Below are 14,787 nucleotides of genomic sequence, written 5' to 3' on the forward strand. Positions count from 1 at the left end.
AAAACCTCTATATTTTAGTCATTAAAATATACGGATTTTGTTGCTGTTATTATTCTATTTTGCTATACATTACTTCAGTTAACATTTAAAATTAAAATCTTGAAAGAGGGGCTAAGAATGAAAATTAAAACTCATGATGAAAGACTTACTCTTACAAACGGCACATATCATGCTTTGGTTCATGCAAGAAAGCCGAAAGGAATCGAAGATAAGAAAGCCTATTTAATCGGTACAGGCATCGGTGCCTTGGCTGCAGGCTGCTTTTTGATTCGGGACGCCCATATGGACGGCAGCAAAATTGTTTTTTTAGAGCAGCTTGACATTCCCGGTGGTTCTTTAGACGGTGCAGTTATGCAAAACACAGGTTATGTAGCACGCGGCGGCCGTGAAATGGGCCAGTGCTTCGAGGTCCTTTGGAACTTGTTCAGCTCTTTACCATCCACAGAGGATCCGAATATGACTGTATTGGATCATCTGTATTATACAAACCTTGAAGACCCCAACTACAGCAATTGCCGTATTACAAAAGAACGCGGCGTTCGCTATGACAACGGTAAATTCAATTTAGGCCAGGAACTTGCAAAAGAACTTGCTATGTTTGTAGCAACATCCGATGAAGAGCTTGAAAACAAAACCATAGAAGACGTATTCTCCGACGAGCTTCTTGACAGTGATTTCTGGACATATTGGAGAACTATGTTTGCCTTTGAAAACTGGCACAGTGCACTTGAAATGAAGCTTTACATGAACCGTTTCATACATCATGTGGGCGGTTTACCTAACCTTTCAGCTTTGCAGTTTTCACGCCATGACCAGTATACTTCCTTCGTAATGCCTATGGTTAAATATTTGAAGGAAAATGGAGCAACATTCAGATATGGAGTTACCGTAAACAATGTAGAGTTTGCAATTTCTCAAGAAAAGAAGGTTGCTACAAAGATTGTTGCAGTAGATAAAGAAGGAACAGACATTTCCGTGGACTTGTCGGAAAATGATTTAGTATTTATTACAAACGGTTCCATGACAGAAGGCTCCGGATACGGTGATGACAATACGCCTGCTCCTTTCAATAAAGAGCTTGGCGGATGCTGGACACTTTGGAAAAATATCGCTGATCAATGCGATGAATTCGGAAGACCAGATAAATTCTGCGGAGAGCCTGAAAAATCTAATTGGGAATCCTGTACTGTAACATGCCATGACGAAAGCGTGCCCAAATATATTGAAAAGATTACAAAACGCTCACCTTATACTGGCCGTACAGTAACAGGCGGTATAGTTACCGCATTGGATTCTTCATGGCTTATGAGCTGGACAATAAACCGTCAGGAACAGTACTACGGACAGCCTGAAAAAGACGTTGTAGTTTGGGTATACGGTTTATTCTCCGATGTTCCGGGAGACTATATTAAAAAGCCCATGAGAGACTGTACCGGCAAGGAAATCACAAAAGAATGGTTGTATCATATAGGAGTGCCTGTTGATGAAATAGAGGAGTTAGCCAATACATGTACAGCTATCCCAGTAATGATGCCGTTCATAACTTCTCAATTTATGCCACGTGAATCTGGTGACCGTCCTTTTGTAGTGCCTAAGAATGCAGTAAACTTTGCTTTCCTTGGACAGTTCGCTGAAACATTGGATGATCCCGGCCGCGATACAGTATTTACCATTGAATATTCCGGACGTACAGCTATGGAAGCCGTATATGTTTTAACCGGAGTGGAAAAGGGTGTTCCCGAAGTATTTGCTTCCCGTTACGATATTCGTTATCTTCTCAGCGCAGGCGTATGTCTGCTTGACGGAGAAAAACTGGAAATAGACTTGCCCCCTCTTAAAAAAAGCAAGATTATGAAGCAATTAGCAGGAACGGACATTGAGGTAATGCTGAAAGATTGTGGGGTTTTATAAAATAACCAAAGTTGTGAAATTAGATAAAAAGGTTAAAATCCCGGTTTTTTAAAAGCCGGGATTTTAATTTATAGCCAGTCAAGTTAAAAAATGTACAGATTCCGTGTAAGAAAGGTTCTAAAATCCTATAACGGTTTTCAATTTCGTTTACTGTACAAATAAAAGTAACAGGAGCCTTTATCAAAACGGACCTTTCCCAAGGAACCGGGATGATGAATTGTGAATACAGGCTTTTGTTACTTATTTGAATTTATTTGACTATAAATATCGTGCAAAGGGGAATTTTCCATGAAGGATAAACACGACATTGAACCGCACTGTATTCCCTCTATTGAAGCCATGCAGGAGCAGTATGAAAAGCAGCTGCGAAAGGAAGCTTCTCGGTTATTAGAGGATGAGCACAATAAAATTACAGACGGGCAAGAAAGCTTTTTCAAGGCCTTTAGAAGATTTGAACAGATAAGCGAAAGCTCTGTGGCAGATGAAAATACAGACATTGAATATTTTGAAAAATACAGGGCCTATGTTGAAAAGGAAACAGCAAATCAGGGTCTGACAATAGAGGAAATTGAAACTCTTATTGAGTACGAGACTTTTTTTCTTAAATGGGAAAGGCGGGTTAGCTATGAGAGCAATAATTATTCCCATCACAGAAGTAATTCCGCTACGAGATACAGGGTTTACCGTATAGAGCGTTTAAAAAAAGAGATAGAAAAGCTTTTGGACAGCTCTGCCGAAGCATGGGAATTTTATCATACCCGTCAATTGCTGAGTGATATAAAAACTCAGCATCAGCAGCGCTTAGTAACGGCTCCTTATGTAATGGAAGCAAAGGAAAAGGTAATAGATTCTTTAAACCTTGGAATGCCGGTTTATATTGTAGGGCATTTAGGAAGCGGAAAGACCCAGCTTGCCACGGAAGCCGCCATGGACTTTTCAATACAGAATAAAATTCAGGCAGAACTTGAAGATCAATTGGAGAAATGGTATTGTGCCAATCCAAAGGCCGGGGAAAAAGAGGCTATTGAAAAATTCAAGGAGATATATACACACCGAAAGCAGTATTATAAGGAAATATTGACAAATGGAACGCAAGAAGAAATAGAATCTTTGCAGCCGCTCTTTATATCCGGTTCTCACAATCTGACCTATGAAGATATGTTTGTGGAGAAGACACTGACGCTCAAACATAGCTTTTCTCAAAAATCCTATAATGATTATCTGGATATGATCATCGGAGATTTTTATCAGTGGCTGCATGAAAACGAAGATAAGCTTCAGCAGATGACGGAAGAAGAAAAGCTTCAGCTTAAAATACAGATATGGAACAGCTTCTCCGATTTATTGGTTGCAAGCAACAGTGCCTTCGGTACGGAAATCAAGAAAATTGAGAAGGAAATATTAATCGCGGTAAAAGAAGGCCGGCCTGTAATTATTGACGAGATTAACACCATCGCAATGCAGAATCTCATTGGATTAAACGATATACTGCAGCGCCATGCAGGGCATACGGCTTATATTACAGGGGTAGGCCCTGTATTAATTAAGCCGGGGTTTGCATTTATAGGAACAGGAAATCTGTCTACCCAGATGGTTAATTACGAAGGTACAAATGAGCTTAACTCTGCGTTTAAATCCCGGTTTGTAACTATCGAATATAATTACGTTTCCCAGAATACCAAAGGCTCTATGGAAGAACAGGCAGACCCGGAAAAAAATGAACTTTTCAGGGTTATTATTGCAAGGCTTTCAAATGCCAACGGAACAATTCAAATTCCCGATCCCAAACGGACCCTTGAAGAGCTGTTTCGGTTTTCTCAGCTCTGCCGTGTTACCCAAAATGTATTTATGGGCAAATGGAAGGATGAAGAGCAGAAGGAAATTTCCGGCGAGGAGCTAGAGCTTAGAGAATCCGTATTGTCCATAAGAAATATTCTGCACGTTTTGGACAATTGGAATCAAGGAGAAGAAAAGGATTTAAGCAAGGCCCTGTGGGACGGATTTATAAGTTCTATCACTTATTCCGACGATCAGAATTATATTCTTTCTCAGGCGGTGCGCTTTGGCTTTTTCCCGGCAGAGGAAGGCTGGAAGATTGAAACCAAAGGCATAGGAGAATCAACCACCACTTACGACGAAATCAGAACCCGCCCTTATCGCTATGTACGCCCAAAAACCCAGACCTTGAGCCATTTGGATGTAGTTCATATTCTTTTTGGAAAGGGTACCCAAAGAAAAAATATACCGGAAGAATTAAAAAATATTTTTCAATCGGACCTGGAAGATACGCTGAGGATTGATGCAAAAAAATATCAGCTGCTGGATCAGAAATTATCCCATTTAGAACATTCAAAAGCTCTCCTTGAGCATTTGGAGAATAATGGAGGCTAAAATGAAGCTGAATTTATCGGTTGATGAGGAAGAATTTAAAAAACAGGTAAAAGACCTAAGGCAAAAACTAAATAAAATTCGGGAAACGGGCATTTTAGAAGATGATTTCGAAAAATGCCTTGATGTGCTTTCAGCTAAGGAGGAAAAGCTTCTTACGGAGATGATTCCCCATTACAGGGCATATGCAGGAAATTCAAAAGACGCCATAAAAACAGAATCTATAACAAGGCTGGGAGCCTGTGGCTTTGAAGGATTTTTTCAAAGTGTTCTAAGGCTTTCCGAGGATATGTTTGTTGCCGGAAATACAGATTGTGCATTGCAGTTTTTTCAGATAAGCAAAAGAACGGAACCTTCCGGCAAGGAAAGGATTCAGGAGGAATGGAGTCCGCCTGTTAAAGATATTAAAGAAAAAATTTCGGCCTTTCACAGGCTTAATAAGAATGAAATTCTGCTTTTGGGAAGCAAAGGCGGCTGCTATTTATTATCATGCAGCAATTTTAAACAAATCCCTAATGGAAGCGGGGAGATGCATATAAAAAAGATAGAGACAGAAACAGGAATGAGCTGGTTAGGTCAATGCCTGTCCGTAAGCAATAATTTAATAGCCGCGGAAAAAGAGCAGGAAGAGCTGGTTTTGCTGGAAATTGTTAAAGAAAAAGAAGAATACCGCCTGATACTCCATAAAGACGCTTCTCTTCCAATTTCAAACATAATCGGAATGGAGAAAACAGGAGCTGATGAATTTGCCGTCGGCACCAAATCAGGAGAAATATACTTTATAAAACGGAACTATCATAATCTTTCTATAGTAAATAAAATTAAAATTCCAGATTGCGAAATACGCAAAATCCATTGCCTCGAAAATGAAAAGGGGCAGAAGGATACTCTTTTGTCCATAGGGAATAATGGTAAGCTTCATATCATTTCTCTTGACGGGGCGGATATAAACATTCTTGATGAAGGAAATTTCCTTAAAGGGAATCTTTTTGATGCAGAGTCTTCAAAAGGAACAGCCGTAATATTAAGCGAAGACGGAATTCTATATTTGTTGGAGGAAAATTTCGGAAAATGGCATATCAATAAGGATTCAATTATGGAAGGGGTCTTTTTAACCGACGTGCTGAAGCTTTATCCATCAAAGTATTTGCTGATGGGGGTAGAAGGCGGATTATGCACACTAAATATTAACAGAATCGATACCCCGCAAGCTTTGTGGGATTTGCCGTTATACCAGTAGGAGGGGAATGGGCTTGCTTAATTATGATGAACAGAAGCTGATAGAAGAGTCAACAAAACATGTGGAATCCTTTTTGCAGAGAGAGCAGCGTACGTTAGCTACGTTTACAGGGGATTCCAGCCTGATGTATATGCCTGATCCAAAGCTTGAAAGATTTTTGTTAAATCCGTCCAAGGGCATATTATATCTTCCGCTGGCGGCCTTTTTGGACAGGGACTTAGACGAAAATCAGATTTTATGGCATATTTATTATGAGCTTGCCATGTATCCCGATTGGAAAAAACAAACGAAAGCCTATCTGTACAGAGGCAAAAGATGGGAGAAAGAAAAAGACAGAATGACCGGATATATCCTTCATCGCATTGAGAAAGAAGGCCTTGGAGAAGATCGCGCATATCTGCCGGATATTATAACCGGATATGTTAAAAAGGAAATACTAGATGCTTTGCACAGGCTGGATAAGCTGACTTCCTTTTTAAGGGTACTGCAAATGTGCCCTGTTTACAGAGATGAAGCTAATTTTAAAAAGATAGCTGCATATATGGAGCAGACAGGCAATAAAATGAAGGCTATTGAAGAAATGCCGAAGCACAAGGCATTTATCAATAGTTTTATCCTTAAGGAAATTTATAAAACAACGCCTGATATTAAAGGATGGGGTGAGAATCCATTCAGCAAAAGGATATTGAATCAGCCTTTTTTGGATTTCATTCATTCTCAATTAGTAAGGCAGATAAACAGCGAAGAGGGTGTTTTAGAAAGAGATTCCCTTATTCGTTCTTTTATTTATCCTGTATTTGAGCAATTATGGAAAGAAGAAATAGATGCAATGGACTTTTTTAAATCCCAAGGCGCATCTCAGGAACAGGTAAGTGAAAGAAAAAGCCCTTTTGAACAATCGGAAAAAGAAAAAAGGGATGCATTGGAATCCACGGAGGAAGAAGAAAAAACGATCCTTGAAGAACTGCTGGACCAGCAGGAGAAAAACAATGAAATAGTTCAAAATATAATGACTGGAAAGATCGACTTAACATCTTACGGCATCAACCAGAATGATCAGCAGCTTTTTCAGTATTATTCAAATAAAATGAAGCTGGAAAGAGAGCAGATGCGTCAATTCTGGAGTAAACTTATTGGAGATGCGAAAAAAGAAATCAGCGTAAAAAAAGACGGGCAAATAAAAGGCAAGCTAGACGTTAACAGCTTTATTGCCGCCTATCCGGATTTTGTAGAAGCGGAGAAAAAAGGAAATTATAAAAATCTTCCCGTGTTCAGCAGATATTTGCTGGAAACCCAGGCAGATAAATTGCCGGAACGAATCGAAATTTCTTTTGTTATAGATAATTCAGGCTCCATGAATGCTGCAAAGATTGAATCTGCAAGAGAAGCGCTGGCCGTAACGTTGCTGTCAATTGATGATTTGAACAGATATCTTAAGCGAAATGCTGAACAATTAAACCAGAAAATAGAAGTCTTAAGCGAAACATGGTTTTTCGGAAGTCAATATTATCATATGAAAGAATTTAACGACAAAACCTCCGGAGAGAAAGAATCGGCGGATATAATCCGTTCCATCGTAAGGCTTAATTCCACCGATGGCGCTACAGACGATGCAAGCTGCTTGAAAGAAATATCAGGGAGCATCACTCCCGCAGAAGAAAGGCAGCTTAAAATGGGAAAGCATATAAAAATAATTTTTGAAATTACTGACGGAGCCTCCAGTTTTCCCGGCCTGGCTAAGAATGCTGTCCAAGAGCTTTTATCGAAAGATGTTGCCCTTTACGCTTTTCAAATCGGAAAGAACAGTACAGCCAGCGAAAGCACATTTAACTTTGTATGGAATGACGGCTACAAGGAGCCTCACGGCATAATTTTAGGAGAACAAGTGGAGAAGCTTCCTAAAGAACTGCTGAAAGCCGTAAAAAAGAATATGCAGTCTATTTTCAAGGGCTGACGGATAAGCTTATAGTAGAAATCAAACGTCAGGACATGGTGAACTTGGAGGCAGCCTACAGCGGATACTTTGCAGAACCAGAAAAAGACGAAAAGGATGATCCTTGGCAGATGGATTGATAATTCAAAAAGGAAGCCAGTTTATTGACTTCCTTTTTGCGCTTGCTATATTAACGATTATGAAGAATTAACTGATGGAGCTAAAGTACTCCTTCATAAAATATGACTGCATAAATGATGTGTTTCAGAATTATTATCAATTATAATCATAAACAACCCCTTAGCTTTAGTCCCATGTTAAGGAAATATGGTATTCCTTTTTTCCTTCCACATAAGGAATTTCCTTTCCTTCCAAAGGTTTCCCATCCACCAGAATGGAAAGAATTCCATTATCGTTTTGTTTGGTATGATTCACATGGATATAATAATTTGCTCCCCGGAATTTACGGACTGCGGAAAATTCCTTGATGGAATCCGGCAGGCAGGGATCTATGATTAACCCGTTGAAACCAGGGCGGATCCCTAAAATATACTGGGAAATGCATACAAATGACCATGCAGCGGTTCCGGTCAGCCAGCTGTTCTTGGCTTCTCCGAAATGGGGTGCATCCTTTCCGGCAATCATCTGTGCATAAACATAAGGTTCTGCTTTGTAGATTTCACTGATGTCCTCTGTATAAGCCGGTGAAGTGCGCCGGTAAACTTCAAAAGCCCGGTTGCCCCTTCCGATCATGGTTTCCGCAATGGAGATCCAGGGGTTATTGTGACAGAAGATGCCTGCGTTTTCCTTGTAGCCAGGGGGATAAGAGGTAATCTCACCCAGGTTTTCCTGATAGCTGGTAAATGCCGGCTGCAGTAGGACGATCCCATGGGTGGTATCCAGTTTTTCTTTTACGCTGTCCAAAGCTTTTTTTGCATGGCCTTCCTTAATTCCGATGCCGCCCATGACGCAAAAGCCCTGAGGTTCAATGAATATTTGTCCTTCCCTGCATTCTTTGGATCCAACCTTCTGGCCGAATGCATCATAGGCGCGCAAAAACCAGCTGCCATCCCAGCCGGACTGAATCACGGCATCGTACACTTTCTGTACAGAAGCTTCCGCTTCCTCTGCTTCGGTTTCCAATCCCATTTTGCGGCAAATATTAGCATACTCTATTCCGTATTTTGCAAACATACCTGCGATCATTAAGGATTCTGCCACAGGTCCTTCTGAGGGACCGGTAGTTTGAAAGGACTCTCCGGGCTCTGTGGAAAAACAGTTTAAGTTCAGACAGTCATTCCAGTCAGCCCGACCAATCAGAGGCAGACCGTGAGGTCCTAAGTGGGTCCGGGTAAAGCGGAAGGACCGTCTCAAATGCTCCATAAGCGGCTGGCTTTTCTCCGGGTCGTTATCAAAGGGGATGGATTCCTCCAAAAGACTTAAATCCCCGGTTTCCTTAATATAAGCCGAAACACCGGCGATGAGCCACAAAGGATCGTCATTAAAGCCGCTTCCAATGTCCATATTCCCCTTTTTTGTAAGAGGCTGATACTGGTGATAAGCGCTTCCATCTTCAAACTGGGTGGAAGCAATGTCAATGATCCGTTCCCTGGCCCTTTCCGGAATCATATGTACGAATCCAAGCAGATCCTGGCAGGAATCCCGAAAGCCCATGCCCCGGCCGGTACCGGACTCGTAATAGGAGGCAGAGCGGGACATATTAAAGGTAACCATACACTGATACTGGTTCCAGATGTTTACCATGCGTGCTGTTTTTTCATCAGCCATGGTAACAGAATAGTTGGAGAGCAGCTGTTCCCAGTAATGCTTTAATGCGGCAAGGGCTTCATCAACCTGTTGGTTTGTCTGATATTTTGACAGAACAGCCTTGGCCGGCTCTTTGTTGATGACATTGGGAGCGGTCCATTTTTGATCTTTTGAATTCTCCCCATAGCCCAATACGAAAATGAATCCTGTCTCTTCCCCAGGTTCTAAATGCAGTGTTAAACGGTGAGAGCCGATAGGGGACCAGCCGCTTGCCATGGAATTTCCTGAGGTGTTATTTTTCACCATAACCGGCAGCTGGTTGGAGCCGTATACCCCTACAAATGTATTTCTGTCCGTGTCAAAGCCCTGAATGTCTGCATTCACAGCATAATAAGCGTAATGATTACGCCGTTCCCTGTACTCTGTCTTATGGTAGATGACAGAGCCTTCTACTTCCACTTCTCCGGTGCTTAGATTCCGCTGAAAATTGGTCATGTCATCCACGGCGTTCCATAAACAGAATTCCACATAGGAAAACAGGGTAAAATCTTTTGGTTCCCTGCTTTCATTTTTTAAGGTCACCTTATGGATTTCACAGGTGTCATGCAAAGGAACAAAGGCTGTAACAGTGGCAGATAAGCCGTTTTTTATTCCCTGGTAGCGGGTGACTCCCAGCCCGTGCCGGCATTCGTAAAAATCCAGGGGTGTCTGGGTGGGCTGCCATCCAGGATTCCAGATGGTGCCGTTTTCATTGATATAATAGTAGTGTCCGTTGCTGTCCAGAGGGACGTCGTTATAGCGGTACCGTGTCAGTCTTAACAGCTTTGCATCTTTATAGAAGCTGTAACCGCCTCCTGTGTTGGAAATCAGCGAGAAGAAATCCTCACTGCCCATATAATTGATCCATGGAAGCGGAGTATCAGGGGCTGTAATGACATATTCCTTTTCCTGGTCATCGAAATATCCATATTTCATAATTAAATAACTCCTTTCTGATTGGATAACCAACTTACTAAAATCGATATTTTACGAAAACGATTAAGTAAAGGATTAGGGAGTTATAGCGCCATAATAACTCATTCATTTTTAAATTACAATAGGTATTTAAAAAAATAAATGTCCATCTATTTAGAAATTAGTTATAATGCATAAAAAATGTTAAGTTAATTTATATAAATTAGATAAAAAACAAAATTATATTGATTTATCTATAAGAAAGGAGTATATTGGAACTACGAAAACGATTAAGTAAGAAGGATGACACATATGATTTCTATGAAAGAACTGGCAAAACACTGCGGAGTATCCGTTGCCACAGTAAGCAAAGCACTCAATGATCAGAGCGACATCGGGGAGAGTACAAAAACCAAGATCAAAGAAGCGGCAGTAAAGCTGGGATATTATCCCAACGCAGCTGCAAGATCTTTAAAGACAAACAGAAGCTACAACATCGGCGTTTTGTTTGTTGACGAGGCAAACAGCGGCTTGACTCACGAGTATTTTGCAGCGGTGCTGGAAGGCTTTAAAGTTGAAGCGGAGAAGCAGGGGTATGATATCACGTTTATCAATAGTCAGATAGGAACGAAAAAGGTCTCTTATTATGATCATTGCAAATACAGAAATGTGGATGGAGTGGTAATCGCCTGTGTAAATTTTGACAACCCGGAGGTAATAGACCTTTTGGGAGGCGATATTCCCGTGGTTACCATTGACCACTTACATGAAAACTGTTCCTCAGTTTTATCCGATAACATTAAGGGAATCCAGTGCCTGATGGAGTATATTTATGAAAATGGGCACAGAAAGATTGCGTATATCCACGGACAGATGAATACGGCCGTTACAAAGGCAAGACTGACCAGCTTTTACCGGTTTATGGAGAGTCACGATCTGCATATACCGGACAATTATGTATTGGAAGCAGATTATCTGGATGTCAGCCAGGCCATGGCATACACCAGGGAACTGCTTGACAGAAAGGATCCACCCACCTGTATTTTGTATCCGGATGATACGGCATTAATAGGCGGGTTAAATGAAATCCGGGTGAGGAACTTAAGGGTCCCGGAGGATATTTCCATTGCCGGATATGATGGCAGCCGGATCTCACAGTTATTGAATCCCAAACTGACCACCATACGCCAGGATACGGCCACCATTGGTATGCAGGCCGCTAAAAAATTAATAAGCACCATCGATAAACCCAAGACAACTTTTACAGAACAGATCATTGTGGAAGGAGAGCTGTTAAAGGGGGAATCGGTTGGAAGTGCAAATATTTAATGATAGTTCATATCAGAAAAGGAGAGGGTAATATGAGGAAGAAAGTAGTAAGTGGATTGCTGTGTGCTGCAATGGCAGCATCACTGATTGGAGGTTGCAGCTCCCAGAGTACTCAAAGCACTCAGAGCGGAAGCGGAACTCCGGAGACTACCAGTAAGGAAGCGGCTGCGGAAACGGGGACCGGCAGCACGGAGGGGAAAGTCGTTAATATCTATGTCTGGAATGATGAATTTAAGGCAAGATATGAGGATTATTATGCCTCCAAGCTGCCTGCGGGATATACGGTGAACTTTGTAACGACTCCCAGTGAAAACAATGCCTATCAGAATGCTCTTGATGAGGCTCTGTTAAACCAGGCTGATGCAAAAGCAGATGATAAAGTTGATATGTTCCTGGTAGAGGCGGATTATATCCTGAAATATGTGAATTCCGACAGCACTACTGATTTAAAGGGAATCGGCATTACGGACCAGGATATGTCCAAACAATATAACTATACCAAGGTGATCGCCCAGGATGCAAACGGTGCGCAGAAGGGGATTTCCTGGCAGGGCTGCCCGGGACTTTACATTTACCGCCGTTCCATCGCTAAGGCTGTGCTTGGAACAGATGACCCGGCAGAAGTTCAGAAGTCAATCAATGATTGGGATTCCTTTGACAAAACCGCGGAAAAGATGAAAGAAAAAGGATATTATATGGTATCTGGTTTTGATGACACCTATCGTACCTTCTCCAATAATGTTTCCGCTCCGTGGGTCGATGGAAATAAAGTGGCTATTGATCCTAACCTGGAAAAATGGGTAGAGCAGACAAAAAATTATACGGATAAGGGATATAACCAGAAGACCATCCTTTGGGCAGCAGAATGGGCGGCTGGCCAGGGACCGGAAGGAAAAGTTTTCGGATACTTCATGCCTGCATGGGGCGTGGACTTTGTAATGGCAGGGAACTCCCTTGCAACAGCAGAAGCGGATGGAGGAAAACAGGAAGTGGGAAATGGCTGCTATGGCGACTGGGCAGCAACCATTGGCCCGGAGTCCTATAACTGGGGCGGTACCTGGCTTTGTGCAGCCAACGGAACCGATAATCCGGATATCGTGGCGGACATTATGAGAACCATTTGCTGTGATGATGCCACGATGAAAAAGATCGTAGAGGAAAAGAATGATTTTGCCAATAACAAGGCTGTCATGGAAGAATTGGCAAAGAGTGATTACAAGTCCCAATTCCTTGGAGGGCAGAATCCTCTTCAGATGTTCTGTGATGCGGCTGAAAAAATTGATATGAGTAAAATCTCCCCTTATGACCAGGGTCTTAATGAAGAATTCCAGACAGCGATGCACGATTACTTTAATGGTACCGTTGACAAAGATACGGCAATTAAGAATTTTCACACCGCAATTACTGAGAAGTATCCGGAATTAAAGACAGAATAGTTGTGATCTGCAGGGCGGGGGTATCCCGCCCTGCGTAATACAGGAGGTTTTGCTATGGTAAAAGAAAAAAAGGCAAAGACCAGAAAAAAAATCAGCTATGCGAAATGGGGATATATTTTTCTGATACCATTTTTTGCCACATATTTGATATTCTCCTTTATCCCCCTGGTAAATACATTTTATAACAGCCTGTTTGAAAATTATCGTTCCGGATTAACACAGATCGGTCCCAACTTTGTAGGACTGCAAAATTATGAATCTATTTTTCAGAGTGACCTGCTTAAGTATCTGGGCAATACCATGATCCTTTGGATCATCGGTTTTATTCCCCAGATCATCATTTCTCTGATTCTGGCAGTCTGGTTTGCGGATTTTAGATTAAGGTTAAAAGGAAGCACTTTCTTTAAGACCATTATCTATCTGCCCAATGTCATCATGGCAGCTTCTTTTGCCATGCTGTTTTTTGCTCTGTTCTCAGATGACGGCCCCATGAACAACCTGCTTATAAAGCTGGGGATTTTGAACAGTCCTATCCGTTTTCTGGCAACCGTCTGGGGGACCAGGGGTCTGATCGGTCTCATGAATTTTATGATGTGGTTTGGAAATACAACGATTCTTCTGATGGCTGCGATACTTGGTGTGGATGCCTCCTTGTTTGAAGCGGCTTCCATTGACGGTGCAAAATCTCTGCAGATATTCACAAAGATAACCATGCCGACCATTAAACCCATTTTCATATATGTTCTGATCACCTCCCTGATCGGCGGTCTGCAGATGTTTGATGTGCCCCAGGTGCTGACAAATGCAAAGGGGAGCCCGGACAGAACAAGTACTACCCTGATTATGTTTTTAAACAACCATCTCTACAGTAAAAATTATGGCATGGCAGGTGCCTTATCGGTAATACTCTTTGTCATTACGGCTGCACTCAGCCTGGTGGTATTCTTTGTACTGACCAGTGCCGGGAAAAAGAGGGGAGGAGGAAGGTAATGGGTAAGATGATGAATATAAAGAAGGCCGTTGCGTATGTGCTTTTATCCCTTTTGGCGTTTTTATGCCTCTTCTTCTTTTATTGTCTGATCATAAATGCCACCAGGTCTCATCCGGAGATTTCAAAGGGATTTTCAATTATACCGGGTAAGTCTTTTGGCACAAATTTACATAACGTACTTCATAATAAGAATCTTCCGGTCATTTATGGGATCGTCAACAGCCTCTTGATAGCCGGAAGCTCTGCGGCACTTGCGGTATATGTTTCGGCTCTGACTGCTTACGCCATCCATGCTTATGAATTCCGGATGCGAAATGTGATTTATCTGTTTATTGTTCTGATTATGATGATTCCCAATCAGGTAACGACCCTTGGTTTTTTAAGGTTGATCAGCAAAATGGGGCTGATGGACAGTTTTGTTCCCCTCATCCTTCCTTCCATGGCGGCACCGGTGGTATTTTATTTCATGGTTTCCTATTTTGAGAGCAATCTTCCGCTGGAAATCGTGGAATCGGCCAGAATTGACGGATCCAACGAATTCTATACTTTTAATTTCATTGTAATTCCTATTGTGAAGCCGGCACTTGCGGTGCAGGGCATCTTTGCATTCGTAGCTTCCTGGAATAATTATTTTGTACCTTCTTTGGTACTGAAATCCAATGTTAAAAAGACATTGCCGATACTGATTGCACAGCTTCGGAGCGCAGATTTCCTGAAGTTTGACATGGGGCAGGTTTATATGCTGATAACCATTGCAATCGTTCCGGTAGCAATCATTTATTTATGCTTATCAAAATTTATTATCGGCGGTGTGACTGCCGGCAGTGTGAAAGGATAA

Annotated in this window: 9 protein-coding genes; 8 read left to right on the forward strand and 1 reads right to left on the reverse strand. The window is 41.8% G+C overall.

Features of this window, described 5'->3' with window-relative positions; translation table 11 throughout:
• Positions 1–117: 117 nt before the first annotated feature.
• The 4 genes from AC27IJ_RS24335 (at position 118) to AC27IJ_RS24350 (ending at position 7,493) form a co-directional block, all read left to right on the forward strand.
• A complete protein-coding gene (locus AC27IJ_RS24335; RefSeq protein WP_487151161.1) occupies positions 118–1,911 on the forward strand; it encodes an oleate hydratase in 1,794 nt (597 codons plus the stop codon).
• A gap of 288 nt (positions 1,912–2,199) precedes the next feature.
• Entirely contained in the window at positions 2,200–4,302 is a 2,103-nt protein-coding gene (locus AC27IJ_RS24340) for a P-loop NTPase family protein (RefSeq protein ID WP_487151163.1), read from the forward strand.
• A 1-nt stretch (position 4,303) separates the two neighbouring features.
• A complete protein-coding gene (locus AC27IJ_RS24345; RefSeq protein WP_487151165.1) occupies positions 4,304–5,539 on the forward strand; it encodes a hypothetical protein in 1,236 nt (411 codons plus the stop codon).
• A gap of 13 nt (positions 5,540–5,552) precedes the next feature.
• Entirely contained in the window at positions 5,553–7,493 is a 1,941-nt protein-coding gene (locus AC27IJ_RS24350; RefSeq protein WP_487151167.1) for a vWA domain-containing protein, read from the forward strand.
• A 285-nt stretch (positions 7,494–7,778) separates the two neighbouring features.
• On the opposite strand, the gene AC27IJ_RS24355 is transcribed toward AC27IJ_RS24350, so the two are convergent.
• The gene (locus AC27IJ_RS24355; RefSeq protein ID WP_487151169.1) at positions 7,779–10,214 is read right to left on the reverse strand and encodes a glycoside hydrolase family 94 protein; all 2,436 of its coding nucleotides are present in this window, start codon (positions 10,212–10,214) and stop codon (positions 7,779–7,781) included.
• A 291-nt stretch (positions 10,215–10,505) separates the two neighbouring features.
• Here AC27IJ_RS24355 and AC27IJ_RS24360 point away from each other — a divergent pair, with 291 nt between their 5' ends.
• The 4 genes from AC27IJ_RS24360 to AC27IJ_RS24375 are packed head-to-tail and all read left to right on the forward strand — an operon-like array spanning position 10,506 to position 14,787.
• On the forward strand, positions 10,506–11,522 hold the full coding sequence (locus tag AC27IJ_RS24360) for a LacI family DNA-binding transcriptional regulator (RefSeq protein ID WP_312441308.1): 1,017 nt from the start codon (positions 10,506–10,508) through the stop codon (positions 11,520–11,522).
• A 32-nt stretch (positions 11,523–11,554) separates the two neighbouring features.
• Positions 11,555–12,958, forward strand: coding sequence for a carbohydrate ABC transporter substrate-binding protein (locus AC27IJ_RS24365; protein WP_312441310.1), 1,404 nt, complete (start codon positions 11,555–11,557; stop codon positions 12,956–12,958).
• Positions 12,959–13,012: 54 nt separating this feature from the next.
• Positions 13,013–13,948, forward strand: coding sequence for a carbohydrate ABC transporter permease (locus AC27IJ_RS24370; RefSeq protein WP_313256676.1), 936 nt, complete (start codon positions 13,013–13,015; stop codon positions 13,946–13,948).
• On the forward strand, positions 13,948–14,787 hold the full coding sequence (locus tag AC27IJ_RS24375; RefSeq protein WP_312441313.1) for a carbohydrate ABC transporter permease: 840 nt from the start codon (positions 13,948–13,950) through the stop codon (positions 14,785–14,787). Before AC27IJ_RS24370 ends, AC27IJ_RS24375 begins: the two co-directional genes overlap by 1 nt.

The organism is Lacrimispora sp. YZC11 (assembly GCF_057543815.1).